The organism is Mesorhizobium sp. INR15 (assembly GCF_015500075.1).
GTDB lineage: Bacteria > Pseudomonadota > Alphaproteobacteria > Rhizobiales > Rhizobiaceae > Mesorhizobium.
Genome location: NZ_CP045496.1, coordinates 5414127 through 5434321, shown reverse-complemented (window position 1 = coordinate 5434321; position 20195 = coordinate 5414127). Strand labels below are relative to the sequence as shown.

Below are 20195 nucleotides of genomic sequence, written 5' to 3'. Positions count from 1 at the left end.
ACATGTAGACAGATGCTGACAGCGCTGCGGCGGCTGCTTTTCGCTGCCATGGAATTCCGCCTCGGCAAGCCCGGGAAATGACGTCCGGGCCGGGCGACGTCACACGCCCGAACCGTTCTTTTCCAGCGCCCGCGCGCGAGCCCTTTCGTCGCTCACGCCGCCTTCAGCCTGCCGCTGATGAAGCGGAATTCCTGCGTCTTGCCGCCATAGCCATAGGCGGCGGCCGGCACTTCGTGGACGAAAGCATAGCTTTCCTCATGCACTCCACCCAGCAATTGGCCGAAAGCGGCGAAGATCGCCTTCAGATAGGCCTCCAGCTCGAGCTTTGTGTTGGTGCCGTCGACCACCTTGATGTCCAGCCAGAACGTATTGCTGCCATGCTCGGCCAGCGACTTGCCGCCGGCGAACCAATGCTGGGGGTCGATATAGGATATGGCAACCGCGGTGATGGTCGGATCCTTGCGCAGATGTGTTGCAGTGATCTCCGTCACGTCGTTGGCGATCCTGGCGGACAGGGCGGCGTCTGGCTTGCCGGTGACGCTGACATTGATGATCGGCATTTTTCTTCTCCTTGGTTTCAGCGGCGTCTGATCGCCGTTGAAGAGACAATGCCACGGCCATGAATTCATGAAAATCGAATTGTTTTTGACAAAAGATTCGATAATATCGAATTATGAAAACGCTTGACCCTGATCTCCTCAGAACATTCCTTGCCTTTGTCGACGGCGGCTCGCTGGCGCAAGCGGCATCGATCGTCGGCCGCACGCCCTCGGCGGTGACGGCGCAGATGCAGCGGCTTGAGGAAATCGTCGGCGAGACGCTTCTGATGCCGCAGGGGCGGGGACGGGGTCTAACACCCACTGGTGAGGATCTTGTCGGCCATGCCAGGCGTATCCTCTCGGTCCACAGCGAGGCGTGGCTTGCGCTCAAGGGCGCGCGTGCCGATGGCCGGGTTGCCATCGGCACGACGCAGGATTTCGCCGACAGCGGCTTGCCCGACCTGCTCAGGGCCTTCGCAGCCAGCCATCCACGCGTCAGGATAGAGTTGCGCGTCGGCCGGTCACTCGAGTTGGCTCAAGCGCTGCAGACCGGCCTTCTTGATCTGACGATCGCCATGCGGCAGTTCCCGACGTCGGATGAAGTCGGTGTGCTCAGGGAGCCGATGGTCTGGCTCTGTTCGCAAAAGGGGCTGGCGTCGCGGCAAGACGATGTGCCGTTGGCACTTCTTGATCCGCCTTGCGGCTTTCGCGAAGCTGCGATCGCCACCCTCGATGCGGCAGGGCGGCGCTACCGCATCGCGGCTGGCAGCGCCAGCCTGGCAGGGCTGCGCACGGCAGTCGATGCCGGCCTGGCGTTGACGTTGAGAACAGCGCGCTTCGCGCATTCCGGCATTGTCAGGGCATCGCGCGAGCTTGCCCTGCCGCAGGTTCCGGTGGCGGAATTCGCCATACGGCTGCGCGTCGACCCGGGCGCTCCGGCGAAAGACATGGCAGCGCTGATTGATGGCAATCTGGCGGCGTCGGGTTTTGCCTGAGGGCAAGAAAGAGCCGGCATTGCGGTCGGTCGAGTTGCTAAGAAAAAGCCGACCTTGCGGTCGGCTTGGGAGTAGGACGGGCCGAGGGGTTTGGGGGGACTTTGGGGTGGCCCGTCGCATCCATAATGCTTCAATCCGATGATGGTTCCGTGACCATCCCAATTTTTTCAAGAAAGCCCGGATTTTTTCAAGAAGCCCGATTTTCATCAGGAAAGATTCGGTTCTGTGCGCCGGGAACGGGCCAGCAGCCAGTCACGGCCGGCATGGGCAAACACCGCACATAGCATAATCGCGCCGCCAAGCATGCTGGCCGCTGGCGGAATTTCGGTCAGGAACAGAAATGCAAACATAATGGCAAAAGGCACTTCGGCCGAGCCGAGCAGCCCGGACTCAGCCGGTGGAATGAGGCGCGCGCCTTCGGTCCATAGGATCGAGGATAGGGCGAAACACGAGCCGAAGGTGACAAGCAGCACTGCATCGCGCGGCGATACCGCCAAAGGGTCGGTGATGAACCAGCCGAGCACGAACAAGAGAAACGCGGATACGGCACCGGCCCACACCACCGGCGTGTCGCGGAAGGCACGCACCATGATCATGTAGAGCGCGCTGCCGATGGTCATCAGCAGTGCCAGCCCATCGCCGAAAAGATTGCCGGTGCCAAAGCCGGACCATACCATGACGGCCACGCCGCATAGCGACACTGCTGCCGCAACCATCGTCTGCAGCCGGAACGGTTCGCGCGTCAGCACCCAGGCCAGCAGGGCGGTAACGAACGGCGCGGTCGCATAGATGATCGCGACATTGGCAACGAAGGTGAACTTGAACGCCGAGATGAAGGCGATGCTGGCCAGCGCCCCTTCCACAGCCAGCAGCCAGCCGCGCCAGCCAAGCCGCAAGCTCTCCTGCCCGCCGGAACGATGGCGCCGCCACAGCACATAGAGGCTGATCAGGATAGACCCGACAAAACCACGCCAGCAGGTGATGGTCAGCGGATCGGCATGGATCGATTTGGTCAAGACACCGGTCAGGGCAAATACCGCTGCCGATGACGACACCAGAATGATGCCGAGCGTTCGGTCGGTGGGCGTGTCGGTAGTAGTCTTTATGTCAGCCATGCCGCCAATCTACGCCGCTCCGTCCTGACATCGTAGTGTCAGCAGCTGTCATAGCCGTTTGCGAAAGTGCTCGCCGCCAACAATCAGCAGGCCAGCGGCGATAATCAGGGTCGCCCCGAAGAACACCTCGTGGCGCGGGATATCGCCCCATATCGCGTAGCCGAGCCCGAATGCCCACAACAGCGACGTGTATTCGAGGGGCGCCAGGACGGACGCCGGTGTTCGCTTCATGCCTTCGAAGAGAAAATACTGGGCGAGGCCACCGAGAGCACCAATGCTGGCGAGCAACAGCAACTGAGCCAGGCTGGGCGTCTGCCACCAGAGCAGTGCCGGCACGGCCGAAAACAGCAGAAAGTAGAAATTGTTGAGCAGCAGCTGGATCATGGAACGCTCGGCAAGCGCGGTCTTGCGCAGGAGAACGATGGCGATGCCCCACAATAACGCGGCGGCGAGCACCAGGATCACCGGCACCGACAGACCGAGCCGCGCGGGGTCGCAGGCCACGAACACCCCGGCAAAGCCGATCAGCACCGCCAGCCAACGCAGCATCGGCACCTTCTCGCCGAGCAATACCACTGAAAGCACCGTGACGATGATCGGCGCCGCATAGTAGACGGTCGTCAGTTCAGCGAGCTGCAGACTGCGGGCGGCGTTGTAGTAGCAAAGCCAGGCGGCGAGCGTGAAGGCGCTGCGCAGCAGCATCGGCAACACCACTGGTGAGCGCCTTGTGTCGGCGAAGAGCTGCCGCCCGCCGATCGCAGCGCAGGCGATCAGAATGGTGGCGCTGCGAAAGAACATGATCTGCCAGACGGTCATGCCGGCAACCAGAAGCTTGATTGCTGCATCCTGTGTTGAAAACAGCAAATAAGCGGCGCCGGTGAGCAGGATGCCGGCGAGCGCCCGTTCGCGTGTCTCAAGAATGGCGATGTCGGCCATGCGGCGCGAGCCTAACTGATGCTGGCGAAAGACAGTGCAAGAGCCTCGGCTTTGCGTCGCTACGCTATACGGGCGAAACGCCAGGGCAGCGCTGCACCAGCAGCAGGCTTGCGTTGGGGCAGGGCGATGGCTTTGATCGGATGCGCGCGACACATCGTGCCGGCCCGGCTCTGCGGGTTCTGGCGCCGCGCTGCCGATTGGTTTAGCATCCTCTTACAAAGCTGGAGCCAAAGGCTTGGGCAGGCGCGCAGAACGCCGGGGAACGGATCAAGGTCGGAAATGCTGCTTAAGCGGATGCCGATCTTCGTCATGCATCATTGCGGCGCGGCGGACAGGCTCTGCCAGTAGCCAGAACCCGTATCGCGGAGGGGAAACCAGTGCAGAAACTGCAAGCGCAAGGCGTCCATCACATCACGCTGGTTGGCGCCGGCCGCCAGACCTCGATTGATTTCTGGGAAGGTGTGCTGGGCATGCCCTTCATCTTCGAGCAGCCCAACCTCGACAAGCCGAGTGAAAGCCACCTCTATTTCGATCCTGGCGACGGCCGGCTGATCACCATCTTCACCGATGAGACCCGCAACCCTGTGAAACGCCGCACGCCGACTGATACCGGCTGCGTCCACCACATCGCCTTTGCCGTGTCGCGCGTCACTTTCCTGCAAGCGGTCGCCCGGCTCGATGAACGCGCCATCAAGCACAGCGGGGTCAAGGATCGCGGTTTCATGGATTCGATCTATTTCGAGGATCCGCTCGGCCTCCTGATCGAACTCGCCTCCTACCGTTTCGAGCCGCCAGCCGGTTTCACTCATGCCGACGTGCTGATGGAGGCGCACAAGCTCCGTGTCGCACGCGGTGACTACAACATCGCCGAAGTGCATCTCGCCGACGCCATCCAGACGCTGGCGGAGCGTTCGCGCGAAACATTGTCGGCCGACCGGACACCGAAAAATCCATACTGACGTTTTGAACAGGCAAGGGAGGATCATATGGCAAAGACAGTGACGAAGAGTGCTAGGAAACCGGCAGCCAAGGCAGCGCCAAAAACCGCAGCAAAGCCGATAGCAAAAGCCGCCGCCAAGCCCGCGGCAAAAGTGTCGGCCAAGCCAGCGGCCAAGACGGCATCAAAGGCAGCCGCCAGCAAAATCACTGCCAAGGCGAAACCGGCGAAGAAGCCCGCGCTGACCATCAGCATGCTGAAGCCGAGCGTCAACAACATGACCGTTCGGGTGTTTGCCCGTGCTGCCGGGCTCGACCATGCCGAAACCGACGCCTGGGGCAGCACGCGCTCGCCTGAATACATGGCGCGCAACCCGGCCCATCTGACGCCGATGATCGAGGACAAGGGACTGCCGCGTGGCGTGCTGTGGGAAAGCTGCGCCATCATGCAATATCTTTCAAACAAACATGGGCTGGAGAAATTCTATCCGAAGGCTCCAGCCAAGCGCGCCATGATCGACAGCGCCATGTTCTACCTGATCGGCACGCTCTACCCCTATGTGGCGCGCGCCACCTATCCCGCACTTGGCTTCCCGCAATATGCCGGCGAGGTCGGCCACAGCGATGCCCACCCGGACAAGAAGTCGGAGGCCCAGAAAGCAGCAATAGCCGCCATTGCCGAGCCGCTCGAGGTCTTCCATTCCTTCTTCCGCGACGGCAAGCCGTTCATCGGTGGCAAGAACCCGTCGATCGCCGATATCCGCCTGGCGGCGACGCTCGAATTCCTTGCTGTCATCGACTATGTCCTGCCCAAATGGGCGAAGGAATACATGGCGGCGATGGAGAAGAAGCTCGGAAAGGCCTATGCTGGCCCGGCCGGTGACGTGCGTGGCTACATCGCCCATGTGAGGTCGCAGGCCAAGGCCTGAATCTTTGCGTCATCTATCATCGGCCGGGTCAACCGGCCGGTGATAGCGTCGATGTCTCCGCTGGCGCTTGCCAAACGCCCGTTCGCGTGCGGCGATACGAGAAACTGTCGAAAGGGAATGCGCAAATGGACGCGACCGGATTGAAGGCCATGCAGGCGCCGCTGAAGGAGGCCTATCGCGATGATGCCTCGCGCGCGTTGATCACGTTAAGGGCCAGGGGCTCGATCGACGATCAGTCAATCGCCTGCAAGGTCGAGACGGGCAGGGCAATTGCCCTTGCCGGACTGCATCCGGCAACCGGCGGCTCCGGGCTCGAACTGTGTTCGGGTGACATGCTGCTCGAAGCGCTGGTGGCGTGCGCCGGCGTGACGCTGAAGGCCGTGGCAACGGCGCTGGAGTTCAAGCTCGGCGCCGCCACGGTCGAGGCTGAAGGCGACCTCGATTTTCGCGGCACGCTTGGTGTTGCCAAGGATGCGCCGGTCGGCTTTCGCGCCATCCGGCTGAGCTTCGGCCTCGACACCGACGAGCCACAGGAACGCATCGATTCCTTGATAAAACTGACCGAACGCTATTGCGTCGTGTTCCAGACCATCAACCAGAAGCCGGAACTGACAGTCGTGGCGCGGCGCTGACGACCCGCCGCCAGTGGCGCGGGTCGTCTCGTTGAACGCTTACTGCGCTGCCGGTTGTTCGGCGTCGCCCTCGTCGGTGAACGGCGATGCGCTCGGCACGCACTGTACCGACCAGCCGGCCGGCGTCGGCTGCTTCTGATATTCGGTGATGGCGGCGGTGCACTGCTCGCGCTTGTCGAAGGTGCTTGGCAGCACCACCATGCCGCCCTGCGGGCCGGCGATTACCAGATACCAGACCAACGCTACGGTCGAAGCCATGGGGATTTCCTCGTTGTTGTGGGAGTCGGCGGACCCTAGCAACTCCTCGCGGTCGGCGAAAGCGTGCGCCGCGCACGGCGCTCCGCCCCATCATCACAGCCGCGTGATCGCCGGTTTGGCGTCGCCCGGGCTCAATCGATGGCAAAACAATAGAACAGGCCATCGCCGCCGGTGCCTTTCAGCGCCTCCTGGCTGCAGCCCCCACGCGAGGCGTGCGAGGAGTTCCAGGAATGAGCGGCAGCGGAATCGTCGAGGCCGGTCCGGTCGTGATGCCCCATCATCGCAGCGCCTTCAGCCCCGCTCAGGGTCCAGTCGCCGCAGGTCTGGTCGGCAATCCTGGTGCCATCGGGCTTGGAGCCGGTCAGCATGTCATGCCGGTTGGGCGTGTCGCCACGGCCATTGACCACTTCCCCCTTCTCATTCAGAGCCGTCTGCTTGCTCAACGCGTTTGCGTCGCTGTGCAGTGAGGCGACATCGCCGGCAATCTTGACACCCTTGGCATTGACCCATGGGCCCTTGCCGATGCGGTCGCGGGCGTCCGTGTCGCTGCTCGACAAATAGGCATGCCAGGTTTTGCCGGTGACACCTGCTGCTTCAGCCAGCGAGGCGCAATGCGCGTCGGCGCCCTTGAGGCCGCCGAGATCGGCTCCCTTGCCGGAGCCGACGCTGGTGACGAAGAAACTCATCGTGGCGTTTTGCGAATAGGCGACGCCCGCGGCTGCGATCAGGGCGGCGGCGGTGGCGAGAAGGAGTCTGCGCATGGTGGTCCTCCGTTCGGGTTCGAATGTCTGACATTCGAAGAACGTCGGAGGCGCCGGAATTCTTCCAGCAAAAAGGAAGGATTTACTCCGGCTGCTGGTAAGCGACGAAACGGTTGTGCTTGGCCTGGAACATCAGCCCGGTTTCCGTCAGCATCGGGCTGGCCAGAGGTATGATGCGCCTGGCAATCTCCGAGGGATGCGGCAGTGTTTGCGGATCCTCGCCAGGCACGGCCTGCGCGCGCATCGCGGTGCGGGTGGCGCCGGGGTCGGCGGCGTTGACGCGCAGCGGCAGGCTCTGCGTCTCGTGTGCCCAGGAGCGCATCATCGTCTCGACCGCCGCTTTCGAAGCCGCATAGGGCGCCCAGAAGGCACGAGCCGAATGGGCGGCGTTGGAAGACAGCAGGATCGCACGGCCCGCGTCCGAGAGCCTGAGCAGCGGATCGACCGAACGGATCAGCCGCCAGGTCGAGGTGACGTTGATGGTCATCACTTTCTCGAAGGTCTTGGCCTCGACATGGCCGATCGGCGAGATGACGCCGAGAACGCCGGCATTGGCGACAAGAATGTCGAGCTTGCCCCAGCGCTCGTGAATGGCGCCGCCCAGCCGGTCGATGCCGGCCATGTCGGCAAGGTCGAGCGGTACCAGTGTCGCTTCGCCCTTACCGGTTTTCGCATGCTCGGCCTTGATCTGGTCGTCGAGCTCTTCCAGCCCGCCAACGGTGCGGGCGACAGCGATGACATGGGCGCCGGCCGCGGCGAGCTCCCTGGCGATGAAATAGCCGATGCCGCGCGAGGCACCAGTGACGACCGCGGTGCGGCCGGTAAGGTCGAGAGTCATGCGATGAATTCCGCGAGTGGGGCTAGAGCAATTCCAGGAAAAGTGTGAAACGGTTTTCCGTCCGGAATTGCGTGAAAACAAAGGGATACGGCGGTTCGGCGTTTCCGTTAAACGATGAACCGCAATAAGGCAGATTGACGGTTTGGCGCAACCTTACGCCCCGTTGTTCGCCAGCAGCGACAGCGTGCGCACATTGTCGTGGCCTTCGAAGTCGAGCAAGCGGGTCGGATACTGGCCAGTGAAGCAGGCATCGCAGAATTGCGGCTGCTCGTTGTCGCGGCCGGCTTCGCCGACGGCACGGTAGAGGCCGTCAATGGACAGGAAGCCGAGCGAATCGACACGGATGAATTCGGCCATCTCCTCGATCGACATGCGCGAGGCCAGAAGCTTCGACTTTTCCGGCGTGTCGACACCATAGAAGCAGGAAGCACGTGTCGGCGGCGACGCGATTCGCATATGCACTTCTTTGGCGCCGGCATCGCGCACCATCTGCACGATCTTCTGGCTGGTGGTGCCGCGTACGATCGAGTCGTCAACCAGCACCACGCGCTTGCCTTCGATCATGCGGCGGTTGGCGTTGTGCTTCAGCTTGACGCCCATATGACGGATGGAATCGCCGGGCTGGATGAAGGTGCGGCCGACATAGTGGTTGCGGATGATGCCAAGCTCGAACGGAATGCCGGCTGCCTGGGAAAAGCCGATCGCGGCCGGCGTGCCCGAATCCGGCACCGGCACGACGATGTCGGCTTCAACAGGGCTTTCCACCGCCAGCTCGGAGCCGATGCGCTTGCGCACCTCATAGACATTGCGGCCCTCGACCGAGGAATCCGGCCGGGCGAAATAGACATATTCGAAAATGCAGAAACGCGTCTTCTGCGGCTCGAACGGGAACAGGCTCTCGATGCCCTTGGAGGTGACGACCACCATCTCGCCGGGCTTCAGGTCGCGTACGAAACGCGCGCCGATAATGTCCAGCGCGCAAGTCTCGGAGGCAAGAATCCAGGCGCCGTCGAGGTCGCCGAGCACCAGCGGGCGAATACCAAGCGGGTCGCGGCAGCCGATCATCTTCTTGGCGGTCATCGCCACCAGTGAAAAGGCGCCTTCGACCTGACGCACCGCGTCGATGAAGCGCGAATTGAGATCGCGCTCCTTGCTGGTGGCGACGAGATGCAGCAGCGTCTCGGTGTCGGAGGTCGAGGAGAAGATCGCGCCCTGTTTCTGCAGCGCGCGCTGGACGGTCATGGCGTTGGTCAGATTGCCGTTGTGGGCGACGGCAAAGCCGCCGTCGGCCAGTTCGGCGAAGAAGGGCTGGATGTTGCGCATGCCGGCGCCGCCGGTCGTGGCATAGCGGGTGTGGCCGATGGCACGATTGCCTTGCAGGCTGTCGATGACGCGCTGCTTGGTGAACGTGTCGCCGATCAGACCGACATGACGCTCAACATGGAATTGTGTGCCGTCATAGGAGACGATGCCGGCTGCTTCCTGGCCTCGGTGCTGCAAGGCATGCAGGCCGAGAGTGACGATGGCGGCGGCATCCTGGCGGCCAAAAATACCGAACACACCGCATTCGTCATGGAAATGATCGTCGGCCTCGGCGGAAGGCACGTCGTCTGCGTCTGCCATGGGACTCAAGCTCCGCTAAAATCGCCATATAGGGCGATAGTGCCTCGAAAGCAACGCGTGCCGTGCAACCGTTCACATCATCGTCGTTTTTCGACGTCAGTTCGCGGGCGCCGCCGGTGCCGGAGTGGCCGGAGCGTTGTCCGCCGGCGGTGTGACAGCGTCATCGGGGGCTGGTGTGCTGGAATCATCCCCAGTTGACGGCGCATCCGGGGCAGCCGGAGTCTCGGCGCCGGCTTTCGGGCTGAGCTTCTTTAGGATTGCATTTTCGGTGTCGGCGGGCAGCAGGTTCTCAATCTTGGCGCCGATCGACTCCAATAAGGGCCGCGACTTGGCATCCGTGACCCAGCCAGGAGCCTTGGCGCCAGCCAGCCAGTTGAAGAACAGAAGCGCGACAGCGACAACCAGGATGCCGCGCGCGGCGCCGTAAAGGAAGCCGAGTGTGCGGTCCAGCGCGCCAATCCGGGAATCAATGATCCAGTCAGCAAGCTTCATGGTGATGACGCTGACCACGATCAGCGCGATGACGAAAACGACGCCGGCGGAAGCCGCCATGGCGATCTTTTCGTTCTCGACATAGGGTTTGAGAAAAGGCAGGACCGGCTTGTAGAAGAAAAAGGCGGCCGCCGCCGCTGCTGCCCATGAGACAACGGACAAGATCTCGCGCGAGAAGCCGCGCACCATGGCGAGCATGGCAGAGACCAGGGTGAAGCCGACGAGAATTCCGTCAAGCAGCGTAATCGGCATGTTTTTCGCCCCACTCCATGAGCCGCATCTTAGCGCGGAGCATCAGGTTTTCCCAGCGGTTCCCGCCTTTGGGCCCGATGCCCTAGTCTTCCTCGTCCACACGGCTTCGGCGTGAGCCGGCTATGCGAGCCACGAGGTCGGCAAGCTCGGTCGGCTGGAAAGCACCGGCCCCTATCCCCCCGGCAAGTTCCTCGCTGCCCAAGGGCAGAACCGCGCTTCCAAAACCCAGCTTTTCGGCTTCCTTGAGGCGCTGTTGCGCATGCGCAACCGGCCTCACGGCGCCCGAAAGGCTGATTTCGCCGAAATAGACGCAATCCGCGGGAAGGGCAAGACCGGTGAGTGATGAAACCAGCGCTGCCGCCACCGCCAGATCGGCTGCGGGCTCCGAGATACGGTAGCCGCCGGCGACGTTGAGATAGACATCATGCGTGCCGAAGCGCACGCCGCAATGCGCCTCAAGCACGGCCAGGATCATCGACAGCCGGGCGCCATCCCAGCCAATGACGGCGCGGCGCGGCGTGCCCAGCGACGAGGGCGCCACCAGCGCCTGGATCTCGACCAGCACCGGCCTCGTCCCTTCCATGCCGGCAAAAACGGCGGCTCCCGGCGATTTCGCATGGCGTTCGCCAAGGAAAAGCTCGGACGGGTTGGCAACCTCGCGCAGGCCCTTGTCGGACATTTCGAAGACGCCGATCTCGTCGGTCGGCCCGAAGCGGTTCTTCACCGTGCGCAGGATGCGGTAGTGGTGGCCGCCTTCACCTTCGAAATAAAGCACGCCGTCGACCATATGCTCGACGACACGCGGGCCAGCGATCTGGCCTTCCTTGGTGACATGGCCGACCAGGACGATCGCCGCCCCCGTGGATTTCGCATAGCGGATCATCGCCTGGGCCGAGGCCCGCACCTGGGTGACGGTGCCGGGTGCCGAATCAGCGAGGTCGGTCCACAGCGTCTGGATGGAATCCAGGATCACCAGATCCGGCCGTTTGCCGTCGGCGATGGTGGCGAGAATGTCCTCGACATTGGTCTCGGCGGCTAGTTCCACCGGTGCGGAAGCAACGCCGAGCCGCTGAGCCCTCAGCCTGATCTGGGCAACGGCCTCTTCGCCCGAGACATAGACGATGCGGTGGCCTTTTGAGGCCAGCGCCGCGGCCGCCTGGGTGAGCAATGTCGATTTGCCGATACCGGGATCGCCGCCGACCAGAAGTGCCGAGCCGCGCACAAAGCCGCCACCGGTGGCGCGGTCGAGTTCGCCAATGCCCGAGATGATGCGCGGCGCGTCCTCGATGTCGCCGGACAGCGTCGTCAGCACCACGGCGCGCCCCTTGCGGGCATTGCGTGTGTTGGCTGGACCCGAGCCGATGCCGCCCGAAGTGCCTTCCTCGACCAGCGTATTCCATTCGCCGCAGGCGTCACATTTTCCGGCCCAGCGCTGATGCACCGTTCCGCAGCTCTGGCAGATGAACTGAACGCGCGATTTGGCCATCAGAGCGATGCCGCCTGAAATTCGCCAAGGCTAAGGCTGGTCAAGAAATCACTCGAACCTTTCTGGAATATGATGTTCCTCGGCCAAGTCGGAGAAGCGCGTAAACTCGCCCTGGAAGGCAAGGCTGACGGTGCCTGTCGGTCCATGGCGCTGCTTGGCGATGATCACTTCGGCCTTGCCCTGGACCTCGACCATCTTTGTTTCCCAGGCCAGATGCTCTGGCGTGCCTTTTTCCGGCTCCTTGTTCTTGATGTAATATTCCTCGCGATACACGAACAGCACCACGTCGGCGTCCTGCTCGATCGAACCCGATTCACGCAAGTCGGACAGCTGGGGATGTTTGTCGTCGCGGCTTTCGACCTGACGCGAGAGCTGGGAGAGCGCGATGATCGGCACGGCCAGTTCTTTGCCAAGCGCCTTCAGACCGGTGGTGATCTCGGTGATTTCCTGGACGCGGTTCTGCGATGCCTTGGCCGACGAACCCTGCATGAGCTGGATATAGTCGATGACCATCAAATCCAGCCCGCGCTGACGCTTGAGGCGGCGGGCCCGAGCCGCCAGCTGCGCGATCGAAATACCACCCGTCTGATCGATGTAGAGCGGGCGCTTGTGGTTCTCTTGCGTGTAGGCGACCAGCTTTCCGAAATCGGCTTCGGTCAGGTCGCCTCGCCTGATTTTCGACGACGGGATTTCGGTCTGCTCGGAGATGATACGGGTGGCCAGCTGCTCCGACGACATTTCGAGCGAGAAGAAGCCGACGACGCCGCCATTGGCGGCCTTGACCGAGCCATCGGCCTGCTGGGCGGGTTCATACGCGGCAGCGATATTGTAAGCGATGTTGGTGGCCAGCGACGTCTTACCCATGCCCGGGCGGCCGGCGATGATGATCAAATCCGACGGCTGCAGGCCGCCCATGCGATGGTCAAGATCGCGCAGGCCAGTAGCAATTCCGGACAGGTGGCCGTCGCGCATGTAGGCGGCGCTGGCCATGTCGACGGCGTTCTTCAACGCGTCGGAAAAACTTTCGAAACCGCCATCGTAGCGTCCGTTCTCGGCCAGTTCGAACAGCCGGCGCTCGGCATCCTCGATCTGTTCGGAGGGCGCCATGTCCACCGGCGCGTCATAGGCGATGTTGACCATGTCCTCGCCGACGGTGATCAGCGCGCGGCGCGTCGCAAGATCATAGATGGCGCGGCCATAGTCGGTGGCGTTGACCACGGTGACGGCCTCAACCGCCAGCAGCGCGACATAATGTGCCACTGTCATGTCGCCGACCTTCTCGTCGGCCGGCAGGAAGGTCTTCAGCGTGATCGGGGTCGCGGCCTTGCCCATACGTATGAACTCGGATGCCACCTCATAAATCTTGCGGTGCAGCGGCTCGTAGAAATGACTGGCCTTCAGGAAGTCCGAAACGCGGTAGAAGGCGTCATTGTTGACGAGGATAGCCCCAAGCAGCGCCTGCTCAGCCTCGATGTTGTTTGGCGCTTCGCGATAAAGCGGTGTTTCCGCCACGCCGAATTTCCGCGCTGCCTCTACCATGATGTCCCCGATTTCGATCCCGGCTTCTCGATATCAGAACGGGACAAGTCGGTGCTGACTTATCTGCACCAGTGCCTGTCCAATAGGCTTTGATGCCCGCGATTCACAGCCCTGATTTTTCAGTGGAAAGAATCACAATTGACTCGAATCGAAACGACGAGCCTAGCCCATCTATAATGAGAACAAAACAAGAAAACAAGCGCTAGCCTAGATACGGCGATATCCCTTAAAGGTGGCCGAGACGCGCCTCGATGACCCGGCGTTCGGCCGGCTGGCGCATCAGCTCAAGAGCGTGCTGATAGGCGGTTCTCGCCGCTTCGCTCCAGCCGCTGCCGGCTATTCCAGGGAAAACCTGTCGCCCCAGTCCAGCCGCCTCGCCAGCTTGAACTCCGCGCCGTCGCGCTTGGTGAAAAGGCGCTCGCCGGCACTGCCGTCTTCCTGGCAAAGCTTGAGCAAAACCTTGCCCGATCCGGACTTTGGCGGCGCCACAACCCGTGCTTGGCGCGAGGCAGGCAATTGTCGCGAAGCTGCGACATAGATGAACTTTTCGTCCTCCCACGGCACTTCGGCGTCCTTGGCGAGCCGATGCAGGCGGGAACGGGCGACCCGGCGGGCAAAATGGCACCAGTCTGGTTGGATGAGCGCGCAGGGCGCCTCATGCGGGCAAGGCGCAAGCACATGCGCGCCAGCCTCGATCAATTGCCGGCGCACGGCAAGGATGCGCTGCCATCCCGCCGGCGTGCCGGGTTCGACGATCAGCAGCGTGTCCGTCGTCAATTGCCAGAGCCGGTCGATCATCTTCGGCAGCGATGCCGGCGTGATCTCGTCCAGCACATAGGCCGCGGTCACCAGATCGGCTGGCTTCAAATCGGCGAGGTCGATGGTGACATCGCCGGCCAGCCAGGCGATGCGTGCCGCGATCGTGTCGGCGGCAAGCGTCTCGCCCACTTTGCGCACGGCGCTGCTCGCTTCCAGCAATGTCGCCTGCTCAAGATCGGGCCACTGATCAGTCGTGGCCCAAAGTACCGTACCAGGACCGGCGCCGACATCGAGCAAGGTTTTGGGCGCAAACCCCGGCTGTGCCTCATTCAACGCGTCGAGGCTGGCGCGGACCGCGGCGTAAGTCGCCGGCAATCGCGTCGCCAGATAGGCTTTCACCGCCATGTCCTCGGCCATATGCAGCCGGCCGTCGCGCAATTCGGCGCGGTAGCGGTCCGACAGGGTTTTCGCTGCCTGCTTGAGCACCGGCAGCGGCACTTTTTCGAGAATGCGGTCGACGGCCTGTCGAAGCGGGGCGGGCAGTTCCATGGCTCATACTCCTCGCGGTGCGAGCAGGATCAGCGAAGCGCCGGCGATGCAAAGTACAGCCCCGGCAATATCCCAGCGATCGGGCCGCACGCCCTCCACCAGCCACAGCCAGGTCAATGAAGCGGCGATGTAGATGCCGCCATAGGCGGCGTAGGCGCGGCCGGCGGCATTGGTGTCGACCAGAGCCAGCAGCCAGGCGAACAGAACGAGCGAGACCACGCCCGGAGCCAGCCATAGCAGCGACTTGTCCAGACGCCACCACGCCCAGACCGAAAAACAGCCGGCGATCTCGGCCAGGGCAGCGGTGCTGTAGAGGACATAGGTCATGAAAAAGGCCTCGCGACGATCACGAGGCCTTTTTCAGGGCAGGGGCTTTCAATGGCAAGCGCAGAATAGGGCGGCGCTGGTCCTATTCCTGATCGGCTACCTTGCGGCGGCGGGCTGGCCTGACAGCCGGGCCCCTTTTGACGGACGTCGTTTCGCGATGACCCATGTCGCGCATCTCCAGTGCCTTTTCGCATTTGGCCATGTAGTCGCGCGACATTGGCAAAGTGTCGTTCTTCTTGGCGATCTGGATCTGGAAGATAACCAGGTCCTGCCAGCGGAAGGCAGCTTCCGAGGCAGCTAGATAAAACTCCCACATGCGGCAGAAACGCTCATCATAGATCGCCTTGGCCTTGTCACGGTTCGCGGCGAAGCGCTCGCCCCAATGCTTCAGCGTATCGGCGTAATGCAGGCGCAGGATCTCCACATCGGTGACGACAAGCCCTGACTTCTCAATGGCTGGCATCACCTCGGAAAGCGCGGGGATGTAACCGCCCGGGAAGATGTATTTGCGGATGAAGGCGCTGGTCGCCCACGGCACGCCAGAGCGGCCGATCGTGTGCAGCAACATGACGCCATCCGGCTTGAGCAGTGTCGCCGATTTGTCGAAGAAGGTGCGGAAATGATTGACGCCTACATGTTCGAACATGCCGACCGACACAATGCGGTCGAAGCGTTCGTTGAGCTCGCGATAGTCCTTGAGCTCGAAGTGGACGCGGCTTTCCAAGCCCTGCGCATGCGCGCGGTCGGTGGCGACGCCATGCTGCTCGGTTGACAAGGTCACGCCTTGCACATCGACATCGAAGGATTTGGCCAGATAGAGGCCAAGCCCGCCCCAGCCGGAGCCGATGTCGAGTACTGTCTGGCCGGCCTTTAGCCGCAGCTTGGCGGCGATGTGGCGCTTCTTGGCTGCCTGCGCCTCTTCAAGCGTCATGTCCGGCTGCTCGAAATAGGCGCAGGAATACTGCATGTCCTCATCAAGGAAGAGCCTGTAAAGGTCGCCTGACAGATCGTAGTGGCGTTGCACGTTGCGGCGCGAGCGCGACGCGGTATTGATCTGCTGCAAGCGGCGGAAGGCGTGCCGCAAGCCCTCGATTGCCTTTGACCAGGTCGCGTCGATGCCGCCGCTGCCCATGTTCTGGAAAGCAATGCGCATCAGGCCCAGCACGCCGCCATCAATGATGTCGAGTTCGCCGTCCATATAGGATTCCGGCACGGCAAGCATCGGATCCAAGGTAATGGCGCGCTCGGCATGCCTGGTCTTGATGTGCATGTGCACAAGTTCGCCGCTGCCGTCACCGAAGACCGTTGTCGTGCCTTTGGGCCCGGTTACCTTGAGATTGCCGGTGCGCACCAGGCGGGCAAGAACGCGTTTGAGCAGAATATTCATGACCAAATGTCCCCTCTCGGTCAGACAGGCGCCTAATTCTGCATAAATATATAGGGTGCCGAAAAGTTCCTTTTGGCATAAAAATGCCCGGGCGAGAGGCCCGGGCATTGGTCCAGAGTGACTGGACCGGATCAGAGCCTGTTGTTCGTCCGAACACGCAGGCGCTTGTGGGGCATCAGGCGTCTTCGTCGCCTTCGTTCGGGTCGAAGAAGTTCTCCGGCCGGGCGTTGTCGTTGATGTCGTCACCGTAGATGGCTTCGGCGGTGGTCAGCGTCTCGCCCTTCTGCTGACGCTCGGCTTCATCGGCGGTGCGAGCGATGTTGAGCGTGATCGTGACTTCGACTTCCGGATGCAGCGCGATTGCCACATTGGTGAGGCCAATGGTCTTGATCGGCTGGTTGAGCAGGATCTGGTTGCGGTTGACCGTGAAGCCTTCGGCCGTCAACAGATCGGCGATGTCGCGCGTCGAGACCGAACCATAGAGCTGGCCGGTTTCACCAGCGGAGCGAACCGCGATGAAGCTCTTGCCGTCGAGCTTTTCGGCAACCTGCCCGGCTTCCGACTTGCGCTCGAGATTGCGGGCTTCGAGCTGAGCGCGCTGGCCTTCGAACTTCTTCTTGTTGGCTTCATTGGCGCGCAGCGCCTTGCCCTGCGGCAGCAGGAAGTTGCGGGCGAAGCCGTCCTTGACCTTGACGGTATCACCCATCTGGCCGAGGCGGGAAACGCGTTCGAGAAGAATGACGTCCATGATCTTGTTCCTTTCAGTTGGCACCAACTCATCGGGTTGGCACTGAATTCTCTGGAACAGGTCAGGAAGCTTGGGCGCCTTGGCGCTGGTGTCGCTGTCCTGCCTGTCGCGGCAGTTAGAGGCCTTGGCCTCAACCCGGGATTTTTGAATTCAACCCAAACGCGCCCGTCGCGTCGGTGAAGAAAGAGCGGGCGGCAAGCCGCCCGCTCTTAAAAGCTTTAGCGAACCACGTAGGGCAGCAGGCCGAGGAAGCGGGCGCGCTTGATCGCCTTGGCGAGTTCACGCTGCTTCTTCTGGCTGACGGCGGTGATGCGCGAAGGCACGATCTTGCCGCGCTCGGAAATGTAGCGCTGCAGCAGACGCACGTCCTTGTAGTCGATCTTCGGTGCGTTGGCGCCGGAGAACGGGCAGGTCTTGCGGCGGCGATGGAACGGGCGCCGGGTCGGGATCTGGTTGATGTCGACCATTATTCTGCACCCCCTTCAAAACCTTCGCGCGGACGGCGCGGACCACGATCGCCACCGCCATCGCGGTCGCCACCGAAGCTGCGCGGCGGACGATCGCCACGCTCGCGGTCGCCGAACGAGCGCGGACCACGATCGCCACGGTCACGGTCGCCGAAGCCGCCGCGTTCCGAGCGCTCTTCGCGCTTCTGCATCATGGCTGAGGCGCCTTCCTCATGCGCTTCGACCTTGATGGTCAGGAAACGCAGCACGTCCTCGGACAGACCCATCTGGCGCTCCATTTCGTTGAGCGCTGCCGGCGGGCAGTCCAGGTCCATCAGCGTGTAGTATGCCTTCCGGTTCTTGTTGACCCGGTAGGTGAGGGACTTCAGTCCCCAGTTCTCGACCCGGCCGACGGACCCGCCATTCGCGGAGATGACACCCTTGTACTGTTCGACAAGCGCATCGACCTGCTGCTGCGAGAGGTCCTGCCGGGCAAGAAACACATGTTCGTAAAGAGCCATTATGGTTCAGTGCCTTTCTTCGTTTCTCTCCCGGTTCCCGGCGGCAAAAGCCTCTGCAACTTCTCTGACCCGCTGGTCCCAAAAGGGCACGGGGAAGAAAGAGCATGACGAGACGGTCGAGAGCGGAGACACGGGAGGCGGAAGCGCTTCTGGCTTCACACAAAGGTTTTCGAAAACCTCCGGCCCTCCGTTCAGCCCCCAGCTGGGACCGGCAGATTGCGGGCGTCTATACAGCAATCGGGCGGGAAGGCAAGGGGAAGACCCCAATTGAAGTCACAGGCGAGGTGGCGCCAGCTGCTTCCGATCGAGATTCTTTTGCGATTTTCCCGCAACCGGCTCTTAACCACAATGTCAGGTTGTGCGCGGTTGAACCCATCCATCAACGCTCGGTTCACCATCGCGGGCGCAGAAGCCGGGATAGCCCGCACAAAAGCGGCAAGCATTTCCCGGGGGTAAGGATGCTTCTCAAGAAATTCTGGCACTCGAAAAGCGGCAACTTCGCACTCATGATGGGACTGGGGCTGCCGGCTATCCTGACAGCCGCCGCCTTCGCGACCGACGTCTCGACTATTATGCGGGCCAAGGGCAATCTGCAAAATGCGCTCGATGCCGCAAGCCTGGCTTCATCGCATCTCGGCGATCTGGACATCACCCGCAACGATGCATTCGACCGGTATTTCCAGGCCAATATCGCCGGGCATGGCGAACTCGGCAATGCGCAGGCAACGCTGACGGTGGACAAGGGCATCAACTATATCAAGACAAAGGCGGTCGCCTCGGCGGACGTCAATTTGAACTTCGCCTTCCTGTTCGGCAACGAAAGGCACATCACGGTCGACACCGCGGCCGTCGAATCAAACGATCAGCTCGAAGTCGTCTTGGTTCTGGACAACACCGGTTCGATGGCCGGCGCGCGCATGACGGCACTGAGGACAGCGACGGACTCGCTTCTGAATTCCCTTGAGGGCATGAAATCGCCAACGCGCAAGATTCGCGCCTCCCTGGTGCCATTCGTCACCGCGGTCAATGTCGACGGCGACGGGTTCGACCCGTCGTGGATCGACATGGACGGCAAATCGTCCACCAACGGCGTCAATTTCCCGGTGATCAACGGCAAGCGCCCCAACCACATGGCGCTGTTCAAGCAACTTCAACAAGATGTGCCGGTCGCCAAACGCACAGGCTGGAACGGCACTGGATGGAAAGGCTGCGTCGAGGCCCGGCCGGGCGCATACAACATCTCCGATGCGTCGCCGGATCCGTCCAGGCCCGACACGCTGTTCGTGCCATATTTCGCGCCCGATGATCCGGCGAACGCCACGAAGCCGTCGGGCTCGTATGGAAATTCGTCCACCGGCTACAACAATTCCTATCTCGACGACGTCAGCGACAAGAACAAGCTTGCCCAATCGGGCGTCAATATTCTCGGTATCGATCTGAGTGGTCTCCTTGGCTCGGTCGTCAACTTGCTGCTCGGCGCGGATCTTGAGAAGGTGGCGAAATATGTCGCGCCCGCCAACAAGCTCATCACCGAGACGACTACCGCGATCACGGTCGGCCCAAATCGTGCCTGTCCGACGCCTGTCGTTCCCTTGACCGACGACTTCAACAAGTTGCGCAAGGCAGCCAGTCAGATGACCGAATGGAACGGTTCGGGCACCAATGTCTCGGAGGGGCTGTCCTGGGGCATGCGGGTATTGTCGCCGGCGGCGCCTTACACCGACGGCGCGGCATGGAAGACCCCTGGCGTCAGCAAGATCGTGATGTTGCTGACGGACGGCGAGAATGTCGTTTACGGCGCCAGCAACGAGGCGACCAAATCCGACTACACGTCCTACGGTTATCTTGCGGGGGGGCGTTTCGGCTCGGACAACCAGGCAACCGCGGCGCGCAACGTCGACGGCTGGACGAAGAGTGTCTGCACGCAGTTGAAGAACCAAGGCGTTCAAATCTACACGATGGTGCTACAATCCGACACCGCGGCCAATCGGACACTTTACAGCGCCTGCGCCTCCAATCCGAGCGACTACTACGCGGTCAATGATCCGGCCAAGCTGCCCAACGTCTTCCTGCAGATCGCCAACAAGTTCTCGAGGCTGCAATTGACGAATTGAGAAGGAATGCCGA

The 20195-nt window shown here is 62.0% G+C and carries 22 protein-coding genes; 5 read left to right on the top strand and 17 right to left on the bottom strand.

Annotated features, from left to right (window positions below):
- Positions 1–152: 152 nt before the first annotated feature.
- Positions 153–560: a tautomerase family protein gene (locus GA829_RS26625; RefSeq protein ID WP_195175556.1), complete on the bottom strand. Its 408-nt coding sequence runs from the start codon at positions 558–560 to the stop codon at positions 153–155.
- Between the two features lie 113 nt (positions 561–673).
- Here GA829_RS26625 and GA829_RS26620 point away from each other — a divergent pair, with 113 nt between their 5' ends.
- Entirely contained in the window at positions 674–1534 is an 861-nt protein-coding gene (locus tag GA829_RS26620) for a LysR substrate-binding domain-containing protein (RefSeq protein WP_195175555.1), read from the top strand.
- A 206-nt stretch (positions 1535–1740) separates the two neighbouring features.
- On the opposite strand, the gene GA829_RS26615 is transcribed toward GA829_RS26620, so the two are convergent.
- From GA829_RS26615 to GA829_RS26605, 3 genes are read right to left on the bottom strand one after another with little or no spacing between them, the layout of a single operon-like run.
- On the bottom strand, positions 1741–2649 hold the full coding sequence (locus GA829_RS26615; RefSeq protein WP_195175554.1) for a DMT family transporter: 909 nt from the start codon (positions 2647–2649) through the stop codon (positions 1741–1743).
- Between the two features lie 48 nt (positions 2650–2697).
- Positions 2698–3585 carry a DMT family transporter gene (locus tag GA829_RS26610; protein WP_195175553.1) on the bottom strand — a complete coding sequence of 296 codons (888 nt, stop codon included), beginning with the start codon at positions 3583–3585 and terminating at the stop codon, positions 2698–2700.
- Between the two features lie 59 nt (positions 3586–3644).
- On the bottom strand, positions 3645–3896 hold the full coding sequence (locus GA829_RS26605; protein WP_195175552.1) for a hypothetical protein: 252 nt from the start codon (positions 3894–3896) through the stop codon (positions 3645–3647).
- A gap of 66 nt (positions 3897–3962) precedes the next feature.
- Here GA829_RS26605 and GA829_RS26600 point away from each other — a divergent pair, with 66 nt between their 5' ends.
- The 3 genes from GA829_RS26600 (at position 3963) to GA829_RS26590 (ending at position 6082) form a co-directional block, all read left to right on the top strand.
- On the top strand, positions 3963–4544 hold the full coding sequence (locus tag GA829_RS26600) for a VOC family protein (protein WP_195175551.1): 582 nt from the start codon (positions 3963–3965) through the stop codon (positions 4542–4544).
- Positions 4545–4571: 27 nt separating this feature from the next.
- The gene (locus GA829_RS26595; protein WP_195175550.1) at positions 4572–5450 is read left to right on the top strand and encodes a glutathione S-transferase family protein; all 879 of its coding nucleotides are present in this window, start codon (positions 4572–4574) and stop codon (positions 5448–5450) included.
- A 125-nt stretch (positions 5451–5575) separates the two neighbouring features.
- The gene (locus GA829_RS26590; RefSeq protein ID WP_195175549.1) at positions 5576–6082 is read left to right on the top strand and encodes an OsmC family protein; all 507 of its coding nucleotides are present in this window, start codon (positions 5576–5578) and stop codon (positions 6080–6082) included.
- Between the two features lie 39 nt (positions 6083–6121).
- On the opposite strand, the gene GA829_RS26585 is transcribed toward GA829_RS26590, so the two are convergent.
- The 13 genes from GA829_RS26585 to rpsF form a co-directional block, all read right to left on the bottom strand.
- The gene (locus GA829_RS26585) at positions 6122–6340 is read right to left on the bottom strand and encodes a hypothetical protein (RefSeq protein ID WP_195175548.1); all 219 of its coding nucleotides are present in this window, start codon (positions 6338–6340) and stop codon (positions 6122–6124) included.
- 131 nt (positions 6341–6471) lie between these two features.
- Positions 6472–7101 (bottom strand): hypothetical protein, encoded by a 630-nt coding sequence (locus GA829_RS26580; protein ID WP_195175547.1) that lies wholly within the window; start codon positions 7099–7101, stop codon positions 6472–6474.
- 82 nt (positions 7102–7183) lie between these two features.
- Positions 7184–7939 (bottom strand): SDR family NAD(P)-dependent oxidoreductase, encoded by a 756-nt coding sequence (locus GA829_RS26575; RefSeq protein WP_195175546.1) that lies wholly within the window; start codon positions 7937–7939, stop codon positions 7184–7186.
- 153 nt (positions 7940–8092) lie between these two features.
- Positions 8093–9562, bottom strand: a complete 1470-nt coding sequence (gene purF, locus GA829_RS26570; protein WP_195175545.1) for an amidophosphoribosyltransferase — start codon at positions 9560–9562, stop codon at positions 8093–8095.
- 96 nt (positions 9563–9658) lie between these two features.
- Positions 9659–10306: a CvpA family protein gene (locus GA829_RS26565; protein WP_195175544.1), complete on the bottom strand. Its 648-nt coding sequence runs from the start codon at positions 10304–10306 to the stop codon at positions 9659–9661.
- A gap of 82 nt (positions 10307–10388) precedes the next feature.
- The gene (gene radA, locus GA829_RS26560) at positions 10389–11792 is read right to left on the bottom strand and encodes a DNA repair protein RadA (RefSeq protein ID WP_195175543.1); all 1404 of its coding nucleotides are present in this window, start codon (positions 11790–11792) and stop codon (positions 10389–10391) included.
- 48 nt (positions 11793–11840) lie between these two features.
- The gene (locus tag GA829_RS26555) at positions 11841–13331 is read right to left on the bottom strand and encodes a replicative DNA helicase (protein ID WP_195175542.1); all 1491 of its coding nucleotides are present in this window, start codon (positions 13329–13331) and stop codon (positions 11841–11843) included.
- Positions 13332–13667: 336 nt separating this feature from the next.
- Positions 13668–14639: a small ribosomal subunit Rsm22 family protein gene (locus tag GA829_RS26550; protein WP_195175541.1), complete on the bottom strand. Its 972-nt coding sequence runs from the start codon at positions 14637–14639 to the stop codon at positions 13668–13670.
- Positions 14640–14642: 3 nt separating this feature from the next.
- Positions 14643–14966 carry a YnfA family protein gene (locus GA829_RS26545; protein ID WP_195175540.1) on the bottom strand — a complete coding sequence of 108 codons (324 nt, stop codon included), beginning with the start codon at positions 14964–14966 and terminating at the stop codon, positions 14643–14645.
- Positions 14967–15048: 82 nt separating this feature from the next.
- Positions 15049–16353 carry an SAM-dependent methyltransferase gene (locus GA829_RS26540; protein ID WP_195175539.1) on the bottom strand — a complete coding sequence of 435 codons (1305 nt, stop codon included), beginning with the start codon at positions 16351–16353 and terminating at the stop codon, positions 15049–15051.
- A gap of 175 nt (positions 16354–16528) precedes the next feature.
- Complete coding sequence (gene rplI / locus GA829_RS26535; protein ID WP_195175538.1) at positions 16529–17101, bottom strand: 50S ribosomal protein L9; 573 nt, start codon at positions 17099–17101, stop codon at positions 16529–16531.
- A gap of 218 nt (positions 17102–17319) precedes the next feature.
- Positions 17320–17568: a 30S ribosomal protein S18 gene (rpsR, locus tag GA829_RS26530; RefSeq protein WP_006203718.1), complete on the bottom strand. Its 249-nt coding sequence runs from the start codon at positions 17566–17568 to the stop codon at positions 17320–17322.
- On the bottom strand, positions 17568–18068 hold the full coding sequence (gene rpsF / locus GA829_RS26525; RefSeq protein WP_195175537.1) for a 30S ribosomal protein S6: 501 nt from the start codon (positions 18066–18068) through the stop codon (positions 17568–17570). The genes rpsR and rpsF overlap by 1 nt, the downstream gene beginning before the upstream one ends.
- A 458-nt stretch (positions 18069–18526) precedes the next feature.
- Between rpsF and GA829_RS26520 the strand changes: the two genes are divergently transcribed.
- Positions 18527–20182, top strand: a complete 1656-nt coding sequence (locus GA829_RS26520) for a pilus assembly protein (RefSeq protein ID WP_195175536.1) — start codon at positions 18527–18529, stop codon at positions 20180–20182.
- Positions 20183–20195: the final 13 nt, after the last annotated feature.